The sequence below is a fragment of the Methanolobus sp. WCC5 genome, from assembly GCF_045690325.1.
Taxonomy (GTDB): Archaea; Halobacteriota; Methanosarcinia; order Methanosarcinales; family Methanosarcinaceae; genus Methanolobus.
Window position 1 is genome coordinate 1,423,991 of the sequence record NZ_CP146981.1, and the last position, 24,877, is coordinate 1,448,867.

Below are 24,877 nucleotides of genomic sequence, written 5' to 3' on the forward strand. Positions count from 1 at the left end.
ATTCCGTTTTGTTTTTGCTTATATATTTGAGGAGTAAATATAATGAAAATATTAGTATTGGGTCATAGAGGAATGGCAGGTCACATAGTTTATGACTATCTAAATGATTTACCCAATCTAGAAGTTATTAATTCAGATGAACTATTAGAATATAAATTTAATGCGATAAAAAATTTTGAAAATATTGAATATAGGTTAAAGGCAAATCCAATTGATTATATTATAAATTGTATTGGGCTTTTGAGAACGAAATGCAATGAAAATCCAATAAATGCAATCAAAGTAAATTCTCTATTTCCTCACCAATTAGTAAAAATTGCAGATGAGATTGGTGCAAATGTAATTCATTTGAGCACTGATTGTTATATGGATAATGATGTTTATGGGCGAAGCAAGAGAGCTGGAGAAATTGATTATCCTTCACATTTGACCATAAGAACAAGTATTATTGGTCCAGAATTAAAAAGAGATGGCGAAGGATTGTTTGAATGGTTTATGAGGCAAGAGGGGGAAATAAACGGCTATACGAATGTTATATGGGATGGAATAACCACATTAGAGTTAGCTAAGTTCATATATTTTTACATCAATTCAGATCAAAAACCATACGGAATTAAAAATTTACGTTCTGAAAACAAAATATCCAAATATAATCTTCTAGAACTAATTAGAGATACATATGGAAAATCAATACAAATTAATCGATTTGATGCCTTAAAGGATAACAAAACTGAAGACAACGATTTCTTGGAATATAGTATCCCTTCATATGAAAAAATGATTGAAGAGTTGTATGAATACTCAATAAAGTCATAAGCAAGTAATGGCTCTGTAAAAATCCTCATTTGATTTACATAGACAACCTTGGCACACTGCAGATGGCAGTGTAACTGATTCTAAGGCATAAAGAGGCAAAATCGTAGAATTTTTCACGAAATTGTTTAAACTGACAAATAGATTTTCCTGATAAAAAAACTAAAAATTTGGCTAAAATTTATATTCCGCAGATGTCTGGAGAAAAATGGATATTTTTCTTTACCATAGATTTGCGCATACTAATGTTTAAGAGACACTAGGAAAAGTCCCTGAAAAAGACAAGTTCTGCTATGCGCGCAGAGTTAAATAGTCATGAACAATTATAGAATCAGTATCAACAACTACTTTGAAGAAAAATGTAATTGGTGTGTTCTTGGCTATTGTTGCTATAATTGTTTTTAATTTTCATACGAGCCGACTTTTCCGACAGTCTCTTAGAGACTGTCGGAAAATACAGGGTAAAAATCCCATTCACCCATAATAAGCGCAAATTTTTGCGACACTATTTTATTTTAGACAGATTTCGTTATTTGATTGATACTTTTTTGTCCAATAGACCATATCGTTCTTAATATTTCATGAATCCAATCATAGCTTCTCCATTTTCAACACATGTTACGATAGCTATCACTACTCAATTTTACAAATCTCTTGATGTTTACCACAATTCCGGTTAACATTGCCTGAACATTTAGTTTCTCTATTCCCCAGAACTTTGCTCTTTGCAGTCCATGAAATCTTTTCATCTCACCTTGTTTTGGTTCTATGTGTGCCCTCATCTTCATATCGTCTTTATACTCCTGAGATTTACTGTATCTTTTAGCCTCCTCAAAAATAGAATAATGTTTGCTTACTGTGATAGTCCTGTGGTCAAGTTTTGTACATTTTTGTTTCAAACTGCACTCATGACAATCACTCTTTTTGAAATGATAAAGAATTGTGCCTTTTTTCTTGTCGTGATATGAGATCATTGTCCTGTGACCTGCAGACAAGTAACACCCGATTCATCTATACTAAACATTGCTTGTGGGTAATAATCACCAGATGTATTTGCATCTTTACTTACTGGTGCAATAAGTACAGCATCCCTCTTTAATATTTCAAATCGATTAGCAGCACTACCATAAGCACCATCTGCCACTACTTTGCTGATCATTTGTCCGTTAGCTAACCCCTTATCGATAAGTGGTAATAATAGGTCTCCATCATAACTGTTACCACAAGTGGCATTGATGTTAGTTATGAATCCATCTTCTGACATTGTAGAATTCACTTTATAGCCAACAAACTTCTTGTCATCTGATTTTGCACCATGTCTGGCACCAGGGTCCACTGGATTTACAATCCTATCTTTTACCTGACCTTTTCTTCTGCAAACGTTCCCTTCTTCTTCCAGGACATTTTCTCCCAATATACGTTTTAATATCTCTACTTTTTCCTTAACAGGCTCATCAAAACATTCTGTTTTCTGAATCACATTTTGTGCTTCTTTTACAATATCCACCAGTTTTTCCTCTTTCTCTTTTTGGTTCAAATGGTAGACTTTTTCTCTTTTTAGTGCCTGTCTTTTACCACCAAGGTTTTTGTAGAGATGATGATCTATTTTCTTCAATGACTTAAGAACTTCAGTGATCCCTTGCCTTATTATTCAAATCGTACCTGGAATAGCAATATTGGCAATCACATGTGTTGCATCAATATATTGTGTGCTACCTTTTGAAAAACCAGCATCCTGGATCTGTTTTAATAGCTGGTAAAAAACATCATTCCATTTATCACTCCCAAGCTTATCTCTGAAATACCCCAATGCACTATGATCGTATGCATTATCTTCCAAATTTAACCCGATGAACCATTTTACCATTATGTTCACTTGTGCTTCATACTCCATCTGCCTATCCGAATAATCATAGAGATATTGGACTACTGCAGAGCGAAGCAACATCTCGGGAGTGTTTGTTACAGGCCTACCTTTGTTTGATGAGTAGAGGTCTTTGCAGACCTCATTGATGAATGAGAAATCTACCTTTTCATTTATCTTGTAAAGCAAGTGGTCCTTTAGTATCAGTTTTTCGTATATTTCAGGCCCATATACAAATGTTGTTTGCTTGGAATTAGACACAGAATACATTTATATCACATACTAATCAAATTATTTATACACAATTGTCCTATAAGAATATAAATGCATCTATTGATAGTGATTATTTACTTAAAATGGATTTGGTATATATATATATATATATATACTATTGTAAATTTAAGACAAAGTGAACTGACTTTTCCGACAGTCTCCTTAATGTAAAACTTACTAAATATCATAAACTGATAGAATTTTGCTACTATAATTGATGAATAGCTAGAATCCAGATAATTCTCAAAATTCCAAGGACATCTGCGGAAAGTCGGTTTTAACTCTTTACATCTACTAAAAAGCTCTCCTCAACTTGCAAAAAATCAGCAAAGCGTTTTTTCATAGACTCCAATGTTAAATATTTATTAAATGCAGCTGTACCATTATGAGTTAATTTCGCATATAAATCAGGTTCAGAAACCAATCTTACCAACGAATCAATTATCTTTCCAGTTTCCAATGAATAGCAACATAAACCAGCATTATTTTCTTCAAGGAACTGAGCAGGAGAAGCGTACTCTGGACCATGAAAAAGAACCGGCCTGCCAGCTGCTAGGTATGTAGTCAGTTTTGAAGGGAAACTCAATCTGGCTTCATCCTCAAAAGTTTTATCAAACCAATATGGACAGTATAGAATATCTGCCTCCGACATTAATTTTATTGTTTCTTTCTGAGATTTCCAGCCAAGAAATTCAATATTGATATCTTGTTTTGCATCAGAACGCACTTTGTTCCCTAGTAGTCTAATTTTTACTTTGCGATTGCAAATCATCCAATCCACTTTTTCTAATGCAGTAATTAGTGCATTCCATTCTTCAACAGAATAAATTTGTCCTGCCATTCCAATAATTAAATCATTACCAGAATGAATATTCGTAGCAGGTTCAAAAGCAAAACTTGAATCAATACTGGATATGAATGGAACTGTTCTAGTTCTGTAATCACGCATATATTGCTGTGCCATAGCCCAAGAAGCAGTAAAACATCCATCACTTGATCGTATAGCTACATCAAATTCCTTTAATATAAGAGATGATGATATGCTATCTATTTTATTTGCTCGCATCCACCATTGTGGCGGATCCCAAACGTGTGTGAGTAAAGGTACTCCTAAACTCTTCGAAACTGGAAGAGCAAGACGAATCATTGTTTGTCCTTGTAAGACACACCAAACAATATCTGGACAAAATTCTTGCCCAAAATTAACTGCTTTTGATGCAATTTTCTTAGTAACTAATGAATTATATCTTTCGTTTATTAGTGCAGTAAAGCTTCCAAATTTATTGGGTAAAACACGAAAAGCAAATTCTCGAGGCTTTTCAGTATATTCTATTGGAATCCAATCAAGATCTGAAGAAATGCGGGCGTTTAAACTTGGATTTACAACTGCAAAACAGGCAATTGAACCTTTTGGTAAAAACCGACATAACTGGTCAAGAATAAGACCAGCTGTTAGATTTTGACATGGAGGTACATCTGTTAGTAGAAGTATTTTCAAAAAGCTATTCCCCTATGAATTTTTAAAATTGAAAATAAATTTCCAGTGAATATAATTATTAATTCTATGATATAATCATTTCTGTTAATATCATTGTTTCAAATATGAATAAAAGCATAGTCAACTTCAAGAATATTACGTATTAATCAATAACTTTTTATCTATCACTAATTTTCAGAAACTGAGCTAACTTTGACAATCAAAACCAAGAGTAACAATATTACTTACTTCGAATACCAGTTATCACACTCTTTATCTCTTCATAAATCTTTCCGTCATATTTCAATACCAATACTGCATATATTCCACCTCCAAGAATAATCGGAATTATCACTTGCCATACATTCGAAATTGGTATCATTAGTCTATACATACCAATAAAAAGTGACATCATGATCGATGCTTTTAGAATATTCATTAAACACCCATACTCAATTCTGATTGTTAGAATTTTTGATAAAAGCCGAGATGCCAGAATCGCGTTTAACCCCATAGTAAGAAGTGTAGCAATCGCAGCACCTGCAATTCCCACCAAAGGTATTAACGCCGCATTCAATGCAATGTTTATAGCAACTGCTATCATGGTTACTTTCGATAAATCTTTTAGATTATCAAGTGCAGTTAGATACGCAGAAAAAAGATAGTAAATAATAGTTACTATTTGCACAATCAACAATACTATCATTGAGATATAACCCCCTGCAAACTCTTCCCCATAAAAAAAATATAATATCTTGTCACCTAACAAAATCCCCCCGGCAAACATAGGTACGGCTAAAATAATAGAGTATGTAAATGCACGAGATATTGACTCTTCTATTAAGCCAGTTTCACCTATTTTGCTCCATCGGCTAACTCTTGGCCATAGCGTTGAACGAAGTGCAATTGCAGTGAATCCTGCCATTGCACTTAACTGCAAAGCTATACGGTAAACACCCACATCAGAATTATTTAGGTAGTAACCAATCATGATTGTATCTGAAGTAGAAAATACTATTACTCCGCTTGAAATTAAAAAAATCCATGCCGAAAATGTTGCTAGATTCTTAATGTGTTTCCATTCAAAGGAGACAAAAGACAATCCAAAAAAGTGTAATTGTAGTAGAGTTCCTACTAACATCCCAAAAACAAAACCACCTGCAAGCCCAGCAGTTCCAAAACCAAAAAAAACTGCAATGACTTGAACAATTATTCGTGAAATGTTATTAACAAAATTCCCGGTAGCCTGTACCCCAACTTTGCCACATCCCTGCATAGCACCTGAAATTGCTCCAAACATTACTGATACTGCCAGTGCCAACAAAAACCACATAAATGTTCCTGCATCATTGAAATCGACAAAATACCTGCGAGAAATTAGAAGTATGACTATAACCAATATCACAAATAGAGACCGAAGTACAACAAAAGCGCTAAAGTACTCATTTTGCTCTTTTCCCTCGCTGATGCGCTTAACCGCAGCTCCTCCAAATCCTCCATCAGTAACCAGACTAATTACAGTAAAATATGCAACAAATAAAAAATACCCACCCAGAACGCTTGCACCGACTGTACGTGCAAAATAGATTGTACTTAGAAATCCAATGAAGGTATATGCAATCTGCCAGATAAATAAGATTATACTCTGACGCTGAACTGCACCTATATTCATGATGCGTGATTGGAGAATATTTAATCCAGACATTATTGAGATGTTTTAATATATGAAATGTTGAGAATTTACCTGCTTAAGACTATTAGGTCAAAAAAGATTAACAACCATATAAAAGTATCACTCTGATCAGCCTCTCTAAAGAATAGGTTTTTCTACAGAGCTAGACAAACTCTATTTTTAACAACACTTATATTTAACATGCCATCTATTAGTGTAACAAAAATCCACAAAAATATCTATTTCTACTTAATAATATCACATGCTCTATGCTTGCGAGGAAGTACATGAATAAAAAAGCAAATTTTCAAGACCAGAAGAATCGCTTACCCTATATTGTCGGAGTGATTATATCTTTTATAATAGCCTTCTACATAAGAACTATCCCCAAAGCAAGCGTCTTTATCTCCGACACCTTCGTCAGGTTTGGCGGTAACGATCCCTGGTACCATCTAAGGAATGTTGAATCGATCATACACAACTTCCCCAACATGCTATGGTTCGATGCGTATACGCAATTCCCTAATGGCACCAACCAGATATTTGCACCACTCTACGACATGGTACTGGCCACGACTATCTGGATACTGGGAGCTGGAAACCCGGACCAGAACCTGATATACACTACCAGTGCCTACTTCCCTGTAATTCTGGGTGCGCTCGTTGTAGTCCCAACATATTTTGCTGCAAAATGGCTGTTCAACAGGGAAGTTGGTTTACTTGCATCATTTCTTATTGCAATATCCTGCGGTCAGTTCCTCTCAAGATCAATGATAGGATTCAACGACCACCATATAGCTGAAACCTTACTGAGCACTTTAACAGCGATGTTCCTGATAATGGCAATAAAAAAAGCAGACCATGGGAAAATTGCTTTTTCCGACCTGAAGAACAGGAATATAGATCAAATAAAACCTGCAATCCCATATCTGATACTTACAGGAATATCATTGGGAGCATACACCCTTGCATGGAAAGGAGCACTGTTTTTCGGTTTTATCATTGGCGTATACATAACCATCCAGCATATAATCAACCACATGCATGGAAAAAGCACTGATTATCTTGCCATCAGTGGAATGGTCGTTTTTTTCATCGCACTATTAATGGTACTCGTGACCCCATATCTCGGGGGAACAAAATCATTGTACATAATGGGATTTCTTGCAGGCATTATCGCCTTCCCAATATTCACCCTTATCTCGATCGAGATGAATAGAAGAGGATTGAAGCGCTATTATTTCCCTGTATCGACCTTGGTATTGTTAACGGCTGTGATCATTGCAGCAAGACTCTTCTCAGAATCGGCATATTCCCTCATAACAAGTGTCTTCAGCTATTTCACTCGAACCGGCGGCGGCATGACCATCGCAGAAGCCTCCCCCCTCCTCTCGGTTGGCGGCCAGTTCTCCCTCCAGCCCCTCTGGTACAATTTCGGAGCCTTGGGGTACATCTCCTTTATTGCACTTGCAGTACTGATCTATAAGGCATTCACCCAGAAGAACACGCCAGATCACACGTTCCTGCTTGTGTGGACACTAATGATCATCTGGGCTATGCTGCAGCAGAACCGTTTTGCATATTACTACTCGGTGAATGCGGCTATTCTCAGCGCATGGATTGGCATCAAGGTGCTTGACCTTTCCGGATGGCGGCAGCTTGTGGACAGCTTCAGATCGAAGACGTTCAACGCAAAGAATATTAAGCTGATGCATATCCTTTCAGCAGCATTCATTGTACTTATCCTCATATATCCTACATACAGCCTAGCTATGCAGCAGAACCAGGGAACAGGAGGGCCCAATGGCTACTGGATAGAAACTACCCAGTGGCTCAGGTACAACACTCCTGATCCAGGGTTGGATTACTACGAGAGTTACGAGAGGCCTGCACCGGGTGAGAGATACCAGTATCCTGACACAGCATATGGTGTTATGTCCTGGTGGGACTACGGGCACTGGATACAGGTCATCGGGCACCGAATACCTAATGCCAATCCCTTCCAGCAGGGGATAGGTGGCCGTACCAATAGCCTTGAAGAAGAAAACAGACCGGGCGCATCCACATTCTTCACAGCCCAGTCAGAACAGGAAGCAACCGCAGTCCTTGAAGCGATCCATCCTGATCCGGACAGGGCGGGCGCACGTTACGTAGTCTCAGACGTTGAGATGGCCACAGGCAAGTTCTACGCCATGTCCGCCTGGACACTGGACACAGATGGTTATTACGTGCAGGTTCAAACCGATTCGGGATACGTGACCGTACCAGGGCAACGCTACTTCAATTCAATGGAAGCAAGGCTTCATATATTCGACGGGAACGGCCTCAGGCAATACCGCATGGTATATGAATCACCTGCAGGCAACACCCAGGAGCCAGGATACAAGAATGTATATAATGTCCTTTTCGGAGGGAACCTTCCTGAGACAAATACAGGATATGTCAAGATCTTCGAATACGTCAACGGTGCAACCATAACAGGAACAGCACCCGAAGGTGAGACCGTTACGATAAGCAACACCATAATGACAAACCAGATGAGGACATTCACATATACCCAGTCCACCACATCTGACGGGGCATACACCTTCATAGTGCCATATTCCACAGAAGGACCCATTGAAGGCCAGACGCAGTTTGCTGCAATGCCAGCCGGACCTTACGTGGTAAGTTACGGCAATGTGACACAGCAGGTCCGTGTCAGTGAAACGGATATCCTGAACGGGAACACGATAGAAGTATAAGGGCTTCTATCTCTTTTTATTCTGTGTACCTATTTTCCGACATCTACAAATAACATCATGCCGAAGCTAGCTTAAAAGGTGATATATTGGACAATATTATCAAGGGAAGAGTATGGAAATTCGGCTGCGATATCGATACCGATGTTATAATTCCCGGAAAATACCTGCGCACAACGGATATGCAGGTCTTTGCAGACCATGTACTGGAAGGAATAGATCCGGATTTCCCAAAGAAGGTGAAAAAAGGAGACGTTATAGTTGCAGATGACAACTTCGGTTGCGGCTCGTCCAGGGAACAGGCCGCACTGGCGCTGAAATATGCAGGTGTTGCATGTGTGGTGGCAAGGTCTTTTGGCAGGATATTCTTCAGGAACGCCATCAATGTAGGCTTACCGCTTATGGAAGCAGATGTTAGCTGCAAAGAAGGGGATGAGGCGGAGATCGACCTGCTTCAGGGAACTGTCAAAGTAAATGACAATGTGTTCCAGGGAAACAAACTCCCGGATTTCCTGCTGGAGATACTGACAGATGGCGGACTTGTGGCGCACAGGAAAGCAAAGAAGAGAACAGAATAAGGATACCCATCACATGAGCATGATATTTCCCCTTGAATACAAGCATGTCGGATACAGCAGGGAACTTGATTATTGTGATGACAGGCGTATATATTTCCTCACAAAGTACCTGATAGTGGAACATTGCGACAATAGCTACTCCCTGTACATGGTAACACATCAGGGAAACGACTTACTAAGGGACGTTACATCCCTGGAGGAACTTGCCTCGGGTGAGGAGATCATCCGCTACGACAGGGAACTGAACATCAAGGACAGAAGAGATCTCATAGAAAAGGCATCCTTGCTCTGCAAGGAAAAGATAAACACGGTAATATTCACAGGTATTGACAAACACCTGACATTTGTGCATAAACCCGAACTTTCAGCCATCCTGGATATCGAGATAGTGGACGTGGTTCCACCCGGGCCATCCTGGCTTGCAAGTGTTGTGCACAGGCTGGAGAAGAGCGGCATATTCGGGGATCTGACTATCAGGTTCACAGAGAAGCTGACAGATCTGAGAAGGTTCCAGGGAGAGAATACGGTATTCCCATGTTCTTCCTCCGGACTTGAGGGAAAATGTCTTGACTGTGATGTGGTAGAAGAGGACGGTGCACTGCTTGTGGGGTGTGAGATATCAAGGAACCTTTTTGAATCCAGGTTTCCCGGACTTGAGTATTCCTTTGTGAACATATGCCCTTTCAAGTCCGACATATTCAGGCCTGAAAAACCGTTCATCACAAGATGCTGCCGCTCGGAAAAATCCGGTATCGTTACAATAAATGGTATCCGGGGGGTTGTGGTCCATTGGGGAGCATCGGAATTTGACGTGGCAAAAGCTGTATGGGACCTTGTTGCCGATATAAAGGAAAGGACAAAGATCAAAGAGGAGCTATCATGAAACTTGCAGTTGTTGAAGGTGACGGAATTGGGAAAGAAGTAATACCAGCGGCAATAGAGGTACTTGACTCCCTGGGACTTGATGTGGAGAAGATACCACTTGAGCTTGGTTACGGTAAATGGGAACGCACTGGTTCTGCAATAACAGATGAAGATATATCCATACTGAAAAGTTGTGACTGTATTCTCTTTGGTGCCGTGACCACACCACCTGATCCGAATTATAAAAGTGTGCTTCTCACCATCCGCAAAGAACTGGATATGTACGCAAACATCCGTCCCATCCGTCCCTTACCTCCTGTCAAGGGGATCTATGAGAGCAATGATTTCAACTTCATAATTGTCAGGGAAAATACAGAAGGATTGTATTCGGGCATAGAGGAGATAGGAAGCGATGTTTCAACCACCACAAGGGTCATCACACGAAAAGGCTCCAAAAGGATTGCCGATTACGCCTGCAAACTTGCAAAGAACAGAATGAACAAACTGACAATAGTCCACAAGTCCAACGTAATGAAATCCGACAAACTTTTCCTTGATGTGTGCAGGCAGGCCGCGGCAGATGAAGGGATTTTAAGCAGGGACGAGCTTGTTGACTCCTTTGCCTATAACCTTATAACATCGCCCTGGAACTACGATGTAATAGTCACCACAAACCTCTTCGGGGATATACTGAGCGATATGTCAGGGGCACTTGTAGGCGGCCTTGGCCTGTTACCCAGTGCCAACATCGGTGACAGGTATGCATTCTTTGAACCGGTACACGGAAGCGCACCAGATATAGCAGGCAGGAACATAGCCAACCCTATTGCAGCCATACTCAGCCTCAAAATGCTCCTTGAGTGGCATGGGGACATAGCAGAAGCTGCAATTGTGGATGAAGCCCTGGGCATTGCACTCAATATGGGCATCTGTACCCCGGACCTTGGTGGCAGGAACACGACGTCAGAAGTGGGTAATCTCATTGCAAAGTATATAAGGACAAAAATGGAATGAACCTGCGTTCTCATATAATACAAGTGGTCCATTGACCCGATAATTACAGCGATATTCCAAGATGGGGCGATCCTCACACTAAGTAAGGCCAAGCAATGAAGATACTGCTGCCATGGTGACAACTGCACTGGCTCCGGATATCCATACCATGATCACAAAGTCGATGGTGGCACTCAACATATGGCCCCCATCCACGATCCGGATGAGGATGGCAGACATCAGGGAGTGGCCTACCATGATTGCCAGGACCATATTTGCCAGAGTATCCATATTCCCTACATTGGTATAGAGCACCATGCCCATTGACATACCCGGAGGCATCTCCACGGCTGCAAACATATCCTGCATAAGTCCTACCACACCAAGGGAGATGTACATGGTAAAGCCGATACCACCTGTCAGCCCGTAAAGGACACCTACAAGACTGGCAGCGGACTGGGACCTCTTTTTCCTGAGGGTCACTATCCTGTGAAAATTAGTTGCAATTATGTCGCCTATGACCTCAGGCTGACCGCCAAGATTGGTTGCCTGTACGAACATACCTGAAAAACGCTGGATGAGATTGCTTCCGGTATTGGCCGAGAAATATTCCCACGAGCTGAACTTGTTGATCCTGGTAACAAGCATCTTATAGAGGTTGTTCACATCCCGGGTAAGCGGACCGAAATCATGTGCCCTTAGAGCCTTGAGTGCCTCATCTATAACGCCGCCTCTTGCACCGGCAGAACTTCCAAGCGAGCGTATGAATGCAGGAAAGTTCTCATCCTTCCTTCTGATACTTTTCTCTATCTTCCTTGATACGTGACCAGTGTAAACTAGAGGAGTGAGCACCATAGCCACTGCAATAGAGGTTTCTATTTTACCATAAAGACTGACTGCAATAAAAACAATGATGCATCCTGCTATGGACACAGGGATTGAACGATACAGTTTCAGTTTGTTCTCAGTAATATTCTTAGAACGGCTCCATGCAGGGTCTTTTGGGATCTTGCTCTTTGTGAACATTACCATAACAATGTCCGTTACAAGGAAGATGATCACGACAACACCCATAAGCAGTTCAGCATTCATACCAGTGATAACAGGCATTATAACTGCAAATGAAGCCATGAATATCAAAGACATTACAAGGGATACGAATAGTTCTTTGATGATCTCCACAACATACAAAGCACCATTATACATTGCCTCATACTCGTTCATTACAACGTTCTGCTCGGCAAAAAGGAAGGTTTTCACATCTTCCCCTGACTGCAGTGCATGGGCAAACCTGTCAAGGAAGTCCTCAAATATTATAGAGGGGGTCCTTTTGGAAATAAAACGACACCCATCTGCAAGACTGAGATGCCAGACAGTTACAAGGTCATATATTTTCCTTGTTTCCTGGGCAAGCTCCTGATAGTCATCGTTCTCTGAAACGATACGCACTATATCCAGCCGGGGAGTCTCAGCCGTGGCTATAGATCCCATCTGGGTGATATAGTAATGCATATTGTTATCTATCCTGGAAGCCTTTGCGGCAAGAATGGACAGGGGATAGGAAAAAGCAAAAATGATACATACAACAGGTATCAATGCCGGTATATATCTGGTAGTCCCGGTGAAAAGTGTGGGAAAGACGATCAAAAGAGTGGCCGAAAAGATGAAACCAAATGCTATTATGGGTAAGGCAAACTTTTTCAGATAAGCGGCCGGTTCCATGCCGATATTCTTGAATGCCTTCTCATAGCTCATGAAACCCACCTTAGATCATAAACGGAAGTCCGTCTACACCGTGTTTATAGAAATTGACTATGATCTCAAGGACATCATAGTAATCTTCGATACCTCTTGAACGCATCTCTTCCAGTATCTTAGCCCTGAGGAACAGGTCCTGATATATCAGCCTCTTGTCCTCATAACCAAGTTTTGTAGCTATCTTATCCTCGAGGATATAACTGTTGTTCAGGCCACGGAACTTATGTCGGTCCGTATCCGGCTCCCACTGAAAGACAGCCCTTGTGGCAACACCACCGATCTCCTCATAATAGCCTTCTATCTCTTCGATTGCAAGGGCACGCCTGAGGAACTTACCCTTACGATAGACAGCGGACAGTATCATTGCAATGTTAAGATTGTCAATGAAGGTCACAGGCACATTGATAGGGTCGGCCGTAAGACGCTGGATCATCTTTGAAACTGCAGAAGCGTGGAATGTTGCAAGTACAGGGTGACCTGTCTGCATACCCTGAAAAGCTACGTTACCTTCGGCTCCTCTGATCTCACCAACGATAATGTAGTTTGGTCTTGATCGCAGGGCGGCCTTTAGCAGGGCAAAGGTATCGACCCTTGACTCGGGAGGACCTTCCTCACGGGTGATCAATTGCTGCCACACTGGCTGAGGCGGCTGTACCTCAGCCGTATCCTCTGCAGAGAATACTTTTGCTTTGGGGTTAACGAAAGCAAGGCACGCATTGAGCATTGTGGTCTTGCCGCTGGCAGTCTCACCACTGAAGAAGATACTCATACCATTCTCAAGACACATCCACATATAAGCAGCCATTTCCGCGCTCAGTGCACCCCAGCTGATAAGCTGGATGATACTTACCGGCACCTCGCTGAACTTACGCATTGTAAAACTGCTTCCTCTCTTGCTCACATCTATACTGTAAATAATGTTGATACGGGAGCCATCCGGAAGCGCACCGTCCGCTATTGGCCTTGCATCACTTACAGGACGGCCTATACGTTCACTCATACTTCGAAGCCAGTTATCAAGCCCCTGCTCATCCCCAAAAGTGAGGTCTGTTTTAATGGTGTCGAATATCTTATGGACAATGAAGATATTATCCACGCCTATGCTGCTGATATCTTCAAGATAAGGGTCCCTGATGATAGGTTCGATAGGCCCGGACCCGATGATATCCCTCTCTATGTGATATAGGATCTTGTTGTACTCTTCCTGGGTCAAAGGGACTTTTTTCTGTACAGGTACCAGTTTTTGGATGACATTGAATTTATTACTACCACCTTCTTCAACCCTGCCACCTGCTCCTATATCTATAGAGGAGTTTAGTAACTTGGTAATAAGCTCCTTCAGCTCAGCCTCAGATTCTGGGACGGGTTCGCTTGCTGATTTTTCAAGAATTATGTCCAGGATTGCCTGGTATTTCTTTTTCTCAGAATCATTCAGTTCAGGTTCGATCCCATAGTATTTTATCTCTCCAATCTCAGGAGTCCCATAGAGGTGGATGAACACAGGATCTCCCACAGGCAGGATGATATTGACATTTTCCCTGTCAAGGTCCTTTGAAAGACTAACCATGAAAGTAGGTTCATCAGCTCCGGTCTCCTGCATGAAACGCTTTAGATATATTCCAAGATGTGGATTTCTTTGTATAGCTTTTTGAAACTCCGGATCCATATAAGCACTCCTTCAACCTCAGGATACAGACGCTATCTCCACAACAAGGCCTACCTTTGGTTCTATCCTGAAACCTATCATTTGCCCGACAGGACCTTTTGCACCTGTGAACTTATTTACAAGAATGGTCCTTTTGACCTCACTTCCAAGAGGTTTTGATTTGAGTGTGATGTAAACGTCGCATGAAGAACGGAACATAGATGCAATGTCCTCACTTAACTGGTTGGGCTCGATGGTCAGTATGATGACTTTGCCCATGCCATTGAGCTTCTTGAAGAAGGAGATGAGATCAAGACTTTTTTCTGTATTCGCGCTGTATTTGATCAACGAGGAAAGAGTATCGATAATTATAACGTTCTTCTCGAAAAGCTCTTCTGCTGCCATTAGCCTTTCAATGAAGTCAAAACGGGATTTTGCAGCCTGTACAAGCGGGATTACGGGAATGTAGAGCAACAGGCCATTTAAAAGGTATGGAGCTATCGGATAATCCAGGGAATACATCTGGTTAATGAAGCCTTTTGTTGTCAGTTGTGTGGAAACAAAGGTAACACTGACATCATTCTCATTCAACCCGAAAGAAAGACGCTGGGTAATGGAACTCTTACCGCCGCCACTTCCTCCTTCTATTACCACAAGTGAGCCTGCAGGGAATCCGCCCCCTAATTTTGCATTCAGGTCATCCCTTGGCACCTCAAATGAATTGATCTTTGCCATTTTTACCTCTTACGTTTTAAAGCTCATAGCACCGGATTTACCATTTTCTGCTGCAACAAGGATCCTGTGGTCCCCGGGATCAAGTGGTGCAGGTACAGTAACTACATCAAGAGTAAGGATGTCTCCCGGCCTCCATACAACATCGCCATCCACAAGGCTGATATCCACATTCTCAGGAGCGATCAGGATACCATCTACCAAAACCGTAACATATTCTGGTACCAGTTCTGTTTTACCGGTGTTCTTTACATAGAAAGTATATGTTTTACTCACCTCATTGTAGGGGATCATCTCCGGGTCGTTTACAACGGTGAGATCGGTTCTCATCTGCTCCGAAAGCAATTTACTGCTTGCACCGGATGAGGCCACCATAGACTGGACGTCGGCCGATATGAGAGCTACGACACTTATTGCCAGGATAATAGCTGCTATGAAGAATATCATATGTGTAACAGCTGTTTCAGCATCATTATTGTTCAGTAATTTCATTCGGTCTGTGCTTAGCATGATGATCATGTTTTTCTGCTGGTCCGGATATAATTAGAATTAAAATCATAATATATAATTAATACTATATAAGGATGTTATCAGACCAGGTAGGACCCATAAGCAGAAACACCATTCTCGGTCACAACCTTAACACGATGGACCCCAGAGCCGGAAAGGTCGGTCACTGTGAGGTTTCTCGTCTCAGAAGGTGTCCAGGTTGCTGCAACATTATCATATGTGTAACTCTCCAGATTTCCATCCACAATGACATTCATCCTGTCAAAACGAAGTGATTCGCTACCTGTGTTTGTAAGGCTCACGGTCAGGTTGTAAGTGCCCTCAAAACCATCTGCAGTGGACTCAACTATTTCTATATCAGTCTGCAGCTTTGAGAGCTGCATCCGGTATTGCTCAGCAGATGCATCATCTATCAATTCATTGGAAGTACCCATCATTGTGTAAGAATAGGTCCCCATGAGTACTGCAGAGATGAAGAAAATTACCGCAACTACAGACAGTTCAAATCCCATAGAGTTCCTCCAGACCATGTTTTACTTTTGCCATTTCCCTGTCTATTGAACTTAGCATGTTCCTGTCTATCTTACGTCCGGATAATCTTTCTATGAAAAGGAGGGATTTGGTATGATCCTCAGGAAGAAGACGCCACGTGGGTTTCTCGACATAATAATCGATACCTCTCGCATAGGCCATTATCTCTGACCTTACATCCTCACTTATCCATCCGATGTCCACATAGTAATCAAGTGCATCCATGAGGTTGTTTCTCCCCACGCGCTCCATAAGGAACTCTATCCAGTTGAGCAGGACAACAACACTTGTGGGGTCGGCTTTTATGCATTCCAGCCTTACCATTGGCACAGATGTTTTCCTTGGATTGTCTTCAATATCGCCAGCTTCTTCCACTTCATCATCGTCAGGAAGTTTTCTTTCCTGTATACCTGTATTATTGACCATCAAAGGCCTTTGCTCCAGAACATCAAGACGGGAGGTTATATTGGCGGTGGTTTGTGCAAGATCGACTATGTTCTGGTCAAGGATATCAGTTCTTGAGAACATTTCCTCGGCCCGGGAGGATAATTGCCCGATGCTTTCATGCATCATCACCATTGCATCTGCAAAGGCATCCATCTTGGATTCAATGTTCTGCATCCTTGATTCGGCTTCTGATGAGATGCCCTGGGGCATACTCAGTTTCTGAGACGTTGCATCAAGATCATTTTTCAGGATAATAAGCATGTCACCTACTTCAGTTATCCTTTTTTCCATTTTCTCAAATCGCTCGATGGTGGCACGGGTTGCAACATCATCTCCCACAAAAGGATTGACCTGGTTGGACACTATCTCATACAAGGACAACAATTCAAGAATACTCTGATCGATCTTGTCAACGGTCTTTCTGATCTCTTCATTGTCCCTCTGGACCATGTTCAGAGTTACATCTGCTTTTGAAAGCTTGGTCTCAACATCCTTGAGCTTTTTCCGGTTCTCCTCCACCATTTCATTATTTGCTGATGATTGCTGAGATGCCTGTTGAGGAGCGCCACCCGGAGAAGTGCCCGGTGGAGCCATACCAGGAGGAAAAGGTGGAGTACCGGATGCACCCGGAATGTTTGGAGGTGACGGCGGACCGCCAGGAGATCCTCCCGGAGGGAACGGGGGTATTCCAGCAGACAGATCCGGAATTGAACCAAGATCAGGAGTACCCTGGAGAAAGGAAGGGGTGTCTGAATCAAAAGGAGATTCTTTTCCCTTTTTTTTGTCCTTCCTGGAGAGAGACGATGTCATTTTTTTTATTTTATCACTAATTCCGGACATGGTTCCACTGATAATGATTTATACAAGGGGATAGAAATATCTATACAATTGTCAATATACCCTCAATAATATATATAAATTTTGAATAAAACATTATGCTACGTGAGTCGAACCTGCCAGATGGATTTAAATCATTTGCAGCATTTTAGTGATAGATCTGTTTGACACGCAAGAAAATACTTAAAGCCGAAATGACATCTGATGATGATGGATTCAGGTTTGCAACACCCCAACCTGTTGCAGAATACAGGGCAAAGAGACTCCAATGCGGGGTCATCGCTGACATAAGTTGTGGCATAGGAGGACAGGCACTATATTTTGCAAAATACTGTGACTATGTATACGCAATCGAGATTGACCACAAGAAGATAGGCTATGCAAAAAAGAATGCAAAGATAATGGGTGTCGATAATATAGAGTTTATCAACGCAGATGCACTCTCACCGGAAGTTATCTCCGGATTGCCGGCTCTTGACGTAGTATTCTCCGACCCGGCACGGCCTCCTGCAGAGAAAGAGAGGAATATCGACAACCTGAGACCTTCGATACCTGCAGTCATTAAAGCATATGCTGGGAAAAGCTCGAATTTTGCATTTGAGGCACCGCCTCAATTACCACCTGACAGAATACCTTTTGACTGTGAAAAAGAGTACATGTCACTTGAAGGAAAGCTTAACCGCCTGAACCTTTATTTTGGGGAGCTGAAAAAGGCCGGTGTTTCGGCAGTTGCGCTCCCGGGTGAACATATAATCCGAAAGGATGACCGGACCGTAGATGTCAACAGAAGTGAGAGACCCGGGGCTTTTGCCTATGAACCTGAAGAATGCGTAACAAAAGCAGGCCTTCTGGAACAACTTGCATCCGTATTAAAAGAGCAGGGAATTAAGAAGCAAATACCTGATATCAGTATTTTTGAAATCGATGAGAAAAGAGTACTTATAAGCTCAGACATTCCTCTGGAATGCCAATTGTTCAAGAACAATTACAGGGTTGTAAAGTTCATGGATTTTGAGATAAGGGAAGTGAACTCATATCTGAAGAATAATTCCTTTGGAAAAGTTGTCATCAGGACATCTATAGAACCGGAAAGATACTGGGAGGTCCGCAAGACACTTGAAAAGGGACTTGAAGGAGAAAGGAAAGCCCATCTGTTCCGGAAGGGTAAGTACGCAATGCTTTGTGAAGTGCAGGATCACTGAAATTCCATTTCCAGCAGTTCCTTTGTCCTTTTTATGAGTTCTTTTCTGCTGAAAGGTTTGGTTATATAGTCATCTGCTTTTAACACATGCAGACCAAGCATTTTATCGAACTCCTGGCTTTTCACCGTAAGCATGGCCACAGGCAAAAGTGGCTGTTTTTCTTTTATCTTATGGAAGGTTTCCCAGCCATTCATGTCGGGCATCATTATATCAAGCAAAACAGCATCTGGTCTTTCCCTGTCAATGAACTCAAGGCATTCAAACCCGCTTTTTGCACCGACAACGTCTATGTTCTCAGATTCCAGTATCAACTTTACAAGGTCAATGGTATCCGGCTCATCATCCACGACCATAACTTTGGGACACATGATCAATTACAGCTCCTGAAAAGGATTATACAATAATATACCATCAGTATTATACATTAAAAATATATAATTATCCCTCTTCAACCCAACCAAGACGTCTCATGACCATCTTGATCCTTGCCTTGACCTCTCTCTTATCAAATGGCTTGGAAATATAATCATCAATTCCAAGTTCCATTCCCTTTACCTTGTCCTCAACAGCTGTCTTGGCAGAGATCATTATAACAGGGATATCACTTGCAGATTTGCTCTTTTTGAGATGTTCCACAACCTCATAGCCATCCATGTCAGGCATCATGATATCAAGTAATATGAGATCAGGAAGCTCCCTTAGAGTGAGTTCAATGGCTTCCTCACCATTGTGGGCTACCAGGAAATCGTATGGTTCACTTATAAGAGACAACTTTAACAATTCAGGAATATCCGGTTCATCATCAACTATCAGGATCTTTAGACGGTCCCTCTTTATCTTCTTCTGCATCGGTTCGAACTCAATGGAACCATCCTCTACAGAATACCTGAAATCAAAATCCTTCAGACCTATTTCCGTATGTATCTCACCTACATTGGTGATCTCGATGACCACATCAAAGAAAGATGTAATGAGAACTTCCGTCTCAGGTGGCAGGATGCTCCTGGAAAGCATCGAAAGGATACTTCCGTTATTTTCAGCAACCTTTTTTTCAATGAACTTAACGAAGTTCTCAACTACCTGCATCGTGTCACTTGCAAGCACATTCATATTATCTATGATGAGCAGCGAACGTGGGTGATTCTGGAAAACGTTAGATATATGCGAGGCCATCTTGGTGTAATCTGCAACCGAACTGCAATAAAAAGTATCCGGATGATGCTGTTTACCCGGTACATCGATATCAATGAACAACATTCTGTCCTTATTGATAGCAAAGCCGAAATCCTCGAAACGGTTAAGTACCTTGTCCCTTGAAGCACTCAGGCATAACCATACAATAGTCCTTTCAGATTCTTCTTTTAGTATATCGGATAAATAGAAATATACCAGACGCTCTATGAAACTGTCAACTGGAGCAAGGAACAATGTATTCTTGCCGGACAGTTCTGCCCGCATGGTTGAAAGGATTTCCTGCGTTTGATCATTCATTGAAAAGTACCTTTAAATTTAGTTTAGCAATTGTTATTAGTTTTATTTTCTTATTAATGTTTGGGCAGAAAATGTACTTGCGGCATGAAAACATTCATTTCATCGGAATGAGTCTGACCTGGGGATAACCGCAGATGAACTCCATCTCAACTGCAAATACTCCGGTTCTGGGTACGACCCCGTACATAACAAGGGTCCTGTCCACGTTCTCAAACTTCCAGTGGGTTGTGGCCATATGGGCAACCGACTCATTTATTCTCTGCCCGTATTTTGCAACAGCAAGAACGACATTCTCCGTAGTCTTTGTAATGGATGCCATCTGCCCGATTATAGAGCCTATGTTCTCCCAGCCATAATTATATTCCATGCTGTCAAGACCTATATAATCAAGGATAGGAGAGCCATAGCGGACCATCATTTCATTCTTGGCCTTATGGAATATGTCCATGTCCTTGTAAATATTCCCGGAGAATGGTTCGATGTATGCAGGGATCCTGCCTTTCAGATCACGTATCTCAAAACCCACGAACTGTCCATTGAAGTGACCGTCACCTGTAAAAGGGGATATCATACGCTTTTCCGTCTCAACGCTCGTCCCCTCTGTGGGCATGCTCACAAGCCCGCGGCCCATGTTAAGATGATTGATGAAACCTGGCAAAAGCAAGCTGTAAAATGAGTCCCCGACCCCACTTGTAATTTCAAAGAGGTTAAAGCTTCCTTTCTGATAACCGCCTCCAAGTACTTCATCAAAATCAGGGATACCCGTTGAGATCTTGCTTTCGGAGGGATCTTCCAGCGAAGATGGCACCTGGGTCTGGTCAGGATATGAGACTTTGAAAGGTTCAAAGCTGTTGAACTTCCCACCCTCCAGTGTGAAAGGATATCTTGACTGGGAAAGCTCCACACCACGCATCTTCAGCAAATTTATCTTCCTGACATCACGCTCAGAGATCTCAGTTATGCCAAGAAGAACAACACCATCCACAAGGTAATCAAGAGATGTCACATCTGTCTGCTCTGTGATCATTATTATGTCCGCATTTACCTTTCTGGAAAAATCAAAGAGCAGGCGTTCAAGTTCGAACTTATTTTCCTCCCAGTCTGCAGACCTTGTAGTGGCAATACTGAGAGAGTCAATTGAATCCACAACAATTACAGGCTTGGTATCACTTGACTCCCAGATAACTTTAATTCGGGATGCAAGCATCCTGAGAAAATCCTCATTATTATTGAAATCCCCTTCTATCCACGGATATCTACCGTAATCTGAGGATTTATCGATACGCGGTGAAATATAGATGCAATTGCCCTGCGGGCATACCTCCTCAAGTATTCCAAAGACAAATGTCGTTTTACCAGTTCCGGGCTTTCCTTTTACGAGAAGGGACTTACCAAACTGGGATGAGAAAAAATCCTTGACCTCACCGGGTATCATTTCGATTCCTCAGGACATTAACATTTATTTCCGTATCTGTTCTTCAAGCAGATTGCGGCCACTTTCAAGTGCTTCTGCAATCTTAGCACTATCAATACCGCCGCCACGGGCCATTGCAGGCTTACCGCCACCGCCACCACCCACGACCTCTGACATCTTCCTGACAAGCTGTCCCGCGTGAACCCCGGCCTTTAATGCATCTTCTCCTGCCGCACCAACTATCTTGACACCAGCGGTATCACTTGCAAGAAGTGCTACCATGTCACTGCTGGTGGTCAATTCGCCGGCGATCTTTACGAGTTCATCGATATCTGCATGCTCAATGACTGTTGCCACAAGCCGCAGGTTACCTATGCTTACAGCTTCATTCGCCATCTGGATAACATGAACATGAGCCAGGTCTTCCTTGAGCCTCTGGTTCTCTTTCTTGAATTCCTTCCATTCATTGAAGAAACGTTCTATGGTTGATGGCAGATGTTCAGGCCTTACGCGCAACGCATCAGCAGACTGGTTGAGGTAAGATTCCATTTCCTGTGTAGCCCTGACTGCTGCAAGACCTGCGGCATACTCTATGCGCTCCACACCGTCCTGGATACGTTCCGTCTTTAGCATCTTAATAGGACCCACAAGCCCGGTACTGACACAGTGAGTTCCTCCGCAAGCCTCTATATCATCGGCCACTTTCAGCACACGTATCGTTTTTCCGGGAGGGACACCACCCTGATACAGACCAAAGCCGTATTTCTTCTCGGCCTCTATCCTGTCCATCCATTCTGCCGTAACACGCTGATTCTCCATAACAGTGCGGTTGGCTATGAGCTCTATCCGGTTAAGTTCTTCCTGACTTATACGTTTGTAGTGGGATATATCAAGACGCGCCTTGTCCACGAATTTCTGGGCACCTGCCTGCCATACATGGTCACCAAGTACCTTACGTGCCGCATCATTGACTATGTGGGTTGCTGTGTGGTGACATGCATGTGACATGCGACGCTGTTCATTTACAGTACCATGGACCATATCACCCTTGCGTATGTGGAGCTCATCCTCCACCTTCTCTATCATATGAACAACAACACCATCTGCTGCCTGCACATCTATGACGCTGAGAACCACATCCTCAACCGTAAGAGTACCGTGGTCAGCAGGCTGTCCTCCACCTTCCGGATAGAAGAGTGTACTGTCAAGTACGATGTGATTATCGAAGATATCCAGGACCACCGCCTCAAAATTCATCCTTGTGGGCTCATCATAGAACAACTTCTTTGTCTTTGGCAGTTTAGCAACCCTTTCTGCGTACGGGAAGACTTTGACTTCCTTCTCCTCTGCCTTGCTGTGCCCTTCGGCAACCAGGGAATAGAAATTATCAGGCAGGTCAACATCCACACCAACCTCTGAGGCTGCCTCTTTTGAGATCTCGGGAGGGATGCCGTGACTGTCATACATTTCCACCAGTGTTGATAGGGGGATCTTCTCACCGGCTTCCTTATAGTGTTTGGCGGATTTCTGTATCATGCGCCTTCCGCGCTCAAGCGTGTCCTCAAACTTCCGCTCTTCATGATAGAGTATGTCTTCGATGACGTCAAACTTCTCCTGGAATTCCGGATACTCCGGAAGATTCTGTATATGCATTTTCACTATATCTGACAGAGGGATCGTTATACCCATGTCCTTCATCATCCTCATGGTGCGGCGAAGTACCAGTCTTGCAAGGTAGCCCGCCTTGACATTGGACGGGATGACACCATCAGCAAGCATGAAAGTAAGGCAGCGTGTGTGATCGGTTATTGCATACACGGTCTCTACAGGCTCCATGATGGCAGATAGCTTCTCAACTGTCGTGCCTATGCTGGAAGCAACCTGTTTCCTGAGCTCGAAAAGATTTGCCTTTTCACTTACATCCATAAGACCTGCCAGGCGGGCGTTCTGCGAAAGGATGTTTGCATATTCGGAATTATTTATTTCGTGCTCTATGCCTGCAAGGTCCATCAGTTCATTAACTATGTCAGGGAACACTGCATCGTATATTGTAGGTGAGCCCTTTGATGCCCACACAAACCGTTCCAGACCGTAACCCGTATCCACGATATAATTATCCATCTTGCGATAATTCTCTCCCTTGATAGCAATGTCCCCGTCCTTTGACTGCTGCAGATCCATAAAAACAAGGGTAGCTACTTCAAGACCCCCGATGAGGGCCTCAACACATGGCCCTGCATTCCCGCCGCCTGCCCATGGTTCCTCTTTGTAGGTAACTGCCATGGGATCCACGCCCAGGGAATTGAAGAGTTCATCACACAATCCGACTGTGCGGTCCTTCCAGTAGATCTCCTCACCTTTCTTATTGAAAGCGTGATGGGCCATCATTTCGAAAGTTGTCAGATGACGGCCACTCCTTCCTACTGCATCAAGGTCAGAAAGACGTATACATGGCTGGGAGATCGTCAGTGGATTGGCTGGTGGCGGTACCTGGCCGGAAGTTACAAAAGGCTGAAAATCGGCAATTGAGGCAATGGTCAGATATATGTCATCCCTCCATCTTGCAATCACAGGATATCTTTCAAGCCTGGTGTGCCCTCTTTCCTCAAAGAAACCGAGATAATACTCTCTCATTTCCGCAAGATCGAGCTTTTTCTTAAAAACCGGGTTACCAATAAAAGAATACGGATCACAAGGTGCATCCCCGCATGTCCCTCTTTCAATATCACGGGTCCAGAAATGTTTTCCACATTTGGAGCACTGTTTACGAACGAATCCGTTCTCAGAGAAAAAATCAAGCTGATACTCGTCTTCAAGCATAGTTATTCCAACGATGTGTTTTAGTCTATATGAATTGTAGTCTGATATGAATTTCAGTCTAATGGTCAGATTTATTCTTCCAACTATCGCCCCAATGATTAAAAATGTTTCTTATCACATTCCATCAGGCAGGAAATCAAAATATCGATACAGTATCTAATACATATTATAAATATACATAGAGAATAAATCCGCATGATATTGATTAACTGCAA

General features: G+C 42.4%; 21 protein-coding genes. 6 read left to right on the forward strand and 15 right to left on the reverse strand.

Features of this window, described 5'->3' with window-relative positions:
- The first annotated feature begins 42 nt into the window (after positions 1-42).
- Positions 43-816, forward strand: coding sequence for a sugar nucleotide-binding protein (locus tag V7O64_RS06725; protein ID WP_407357230.1), 774 nt, complete (start codon positions 43-45; stop codon positions 814-816).
- A 605-nt stretch (positions 817-1,421) separates the two neighbouring features.
- Here the strand turns inward: V7O64_RS06725 and V7O64_RS06730 are convergent.
- The 5 genes from V7O64_RS06730 to V7O64_RS06750 all read right to left on the reverse strand — a co-directional run bounded on the left by V7O64_RS06730 (position 1,422) and on the right by V7O64_RS06750 (position 6,099).
- Positions 1,422-1,787, reverse strand: coding sequence for a transposase (locus V7O64_RS06730; RefSeq protein WP_407357231.1), 366 nt, complete (start codon positions 1,785-1,787; stop codon positions 1,422-1,424).
- Complete coding sequence (locus V7O64_RS06735; protein WP_407357232.1) at positions 1,784-2,428, reverse strand: transposase; 645 nt, start codon at positions 2,426-2,428, stop codon at positions 1,784-1,786. Before V7O64_RS06735 ends, V7O64_RS06730 begins: the two co-directional genes overlap by 4 nt.
- A gap of 36 nt (positions 2,429-2,464) precedes the next feature.
- Positions 2,465-2,938, reverse strand: coding sequence for a transposase (locus V7O64_RS06740; RefSeq protein ID WP_407357233.1), 474 nt, complete (start codon positions 2,936-2,938; stop codon positions 2,465-2,467).
- 289 nt (positions 2,939-3,227) lie between these two features.
- On the reverse strand, positions 3,228-4,448 hold the full coding sequence (locus tag V7O64_RS06745) for a glycosyltransferase (RefSeq protein ID WP_407357234.1): 1,221 nt from the start codon (positions 4,446-4,448) through the stop codon (positions 3,228-3,230).
- A 220-nt stretch (positions 4,449-4,668) separates the two neighbouring features.
- Positions 4,669-6,099, reverse strand: coding sequence for a flippase (locus tag V7O64_RS06750; RefSeq protein ID WP_407357235.1), 1,431 nt, complete (start codon positions 6,097-6,099; stop codon positions 4,669-4,671).
- Positions 6,100-6,386: 287 nt separating this feature from the next.
- On the opposite strand from V7O64_RS06750, the gene V7O64_RS06755 reads away from it, so the two are divergent.
- The 4 genes from V7O64_RS06755 to V7O64_RS06770 all read left to right on the forward strand — a co-directional run bounded on the left by V7O64_RS06755 (position 6,387) and on the right by V7O64_RS06770 (position 11,296).
- Positions 6,387-8,843 (forward strand): oligosaccharyl transferase, archaeosortase A system-associated, encoded by a 2,457-nt coding sequence (locus V7O64_RS06755; protein ID WP_407357236.1) that lies wholly within the window; start codon positions 6,387-6,389, stop codon positions 8,841-8,843.
- Positions 8,844-8,926: 83 nt separating this feature from the next.
- Complete coding sequence (locus V7O64_RS06760) at positions 8,927-9,418, forward strand: 3-isopropylmalate dehydratase (RefSeq protein ID WP_407357282.1); 492 nt, start codon at positions 8,927-8,929, stop codon at positions 9,416-9,418.
- 19 nt (positions 9,419-9,437) lie between these two features.
- A complete protein-coding gene (locus V7O64_RS06765; RefSeq protein ID WP_407357283.1) occupies positions 9,438-10,301 on the forward strand; it encodes a hypothetical protein in 864 nt (287 codons plus the stop codon).
- Entirely contained in the window at positions 10,298-11,296 is a 999-nt protein-coding gene (locus V7O64_RS06770) for an isocitrate/isopropylmalate family dehydrogenase (protein WP_407357237.1), read from the forward strand. The genes V7O64_RS06765 and V7O64_RS06770 overlap by 4 nt, the downstream gene beginning before the upstream one ends.
- Before the next feature lie 78 nt (positions 11,297-11,374).
- On the opposite strand, the gene flaJ is transcribed toward V7O64_RS06770, so the two are convergent.
- From flaJ to V7O64_RS06800, 6 genes are all read right to left on the reverse strand, one after another.
- A complete protein-coding gene (gene flaJ / locus V7O64_RS06775; protein WP_407357238.1) occupies positions 11,375-13,030 on the reverse strand; it encodes an archaellar assembly protein FlaJ in 1,656 nt (551 codons plus the stop codon).
- Positions 13,031-13,040: 10 nt separating this feature from the next.
- Positions 13,041-14,699: a type II/IV secretion system ATPase subunit gene (locus V7O64_RS06780; protein WP_407357239.1), complete on the reverse strand. Its 1,659-nt coding sequence runs from the start codon at positions 14,697-14,699 to the stop codon at positions 13,041-13,043.
- A gap of 18 nt (positions 14,700-14,717) precedes the next feature.
- Positions 14,718-15,413, reverse strand: coding sequence for an ATPase domain-containing protein (locus V7O64_RS06785; protein WP_407357240.1), 696 nt, complete (start codon positions 15,411-15,413; stop codon positions 14,718-14,720).
- Positions 15,414-15,422: 9 nt separating this feature from the next.
- Positions 15,423-15,929: a flagellar protein G gene (locus V7O64_RS06790; protein ID WP_407357241.1), complete on the reverse strand. Its 507-nt coding sequence runs from the start codon at positions 15,927-15,929 to the stop codon at positions 15,423-15,425.
- Between the two features lie 71 nt (positions 15,930-16,000).
- Complete coding sequence (locus V7O64_RS06795; protein ID WP_407357242.1) at positions 16,001-16,432, reverse strand: hypothetical protein; 432 nt, start codon at positions 16,430-16,432, stop codon at positions 16,001-16,003.
- Positions 16,422-17,738, reverse strand: a complete 1,317-nt coding sequence (locus V7O64_RS06800) for a FlaD/FlaE family flagellar protein (RefSeq protein ID WP_407357243.1) — start codon at positions 17,736-17,738, stop codon at positions 16,422-16,424. Before V7O64_RS06800 ends, V7O64_RS06795 begins: the two co-directional genes overlap by 11 nt.
- Before the next feature lie 191 nt (positions 17,739-17,929).
- On the opposite strand from V7O64_RS06800, the gene V7O64_RS06805 reads away from it, so the two are divergent.
- Entirely contained in the window at positions 17,930-18,937 is a 1,008-nt protein-coding gene (locus V7O64_RS06805) for a methyltransferase domain-containing protein (protein WP_407357244.1), read from the forward strand.
- On the opposite strand, the gene V7O64_RS06810 is transcribed toward V7O64_RS06805, so the two are convergent.
- The 4 genes from V7O64_RS06810 to alaS all read right to left on the reverse strand — a co-directional run bounded on the left by V7O64_RS06810 (position 18,931) and on the right by alaS (position 24,662).
- Positions 18,931-19,305 (reverse strand): response regulator transcription factor, encoded by a 375-nt coding sequence (locus V7O64_RS06810; RefSeq protein ID WP_407357245.1) that lies wholly within the window; start codon positions 19,303-19,305, stop codon positions 18,931-18,933. The two genes, V7O64_RS06805 and V7O64_RS06810, sit on opposite strands and share 7 nt — an antisense overlap.
- Before the next feature lie 70 nt (positions 19,306-19,375).
- Positions 19,376-20,428, reverse strand: coding sequence for a response regulator transcription factor (locus tag V7O64_RS06815; protein WP_407357246.1), 1,053 nt, complete (start codon positions 20,426-20,428; stop codon positions 19,376-19,378).
- Between the two features lie 94 nt (positions 20,429-20,522).
- A complete protein-coding gene (gene gvpD / locus V7O64_RS06820; RefSeq protein WP_407357247.1) occupies positions 20,523-21,863 on the reverse strand; it encodes a gas vesicle protein GvpD P-loop domain-containing protein in 1,341 nt (446 codons plus the stop codon).
- Positions 21,864-21,887: 24 nt separating this feature from the next.
- The gene (gene alaS, locus V7O64_RS06825; RefSeq protein WP_407354686.1) at positions 21,888-24,662 is read right to left on the reverse strand and encodes an alanine--tRNA ligase; all 2,775 of its coding nucleotides are present in this window, start codon (positions 24,660-24,662) and stop codon (positions 21,888-21,890) included.
- Positions 24,663-24,877: the final 215 nt, after the last annotated feature.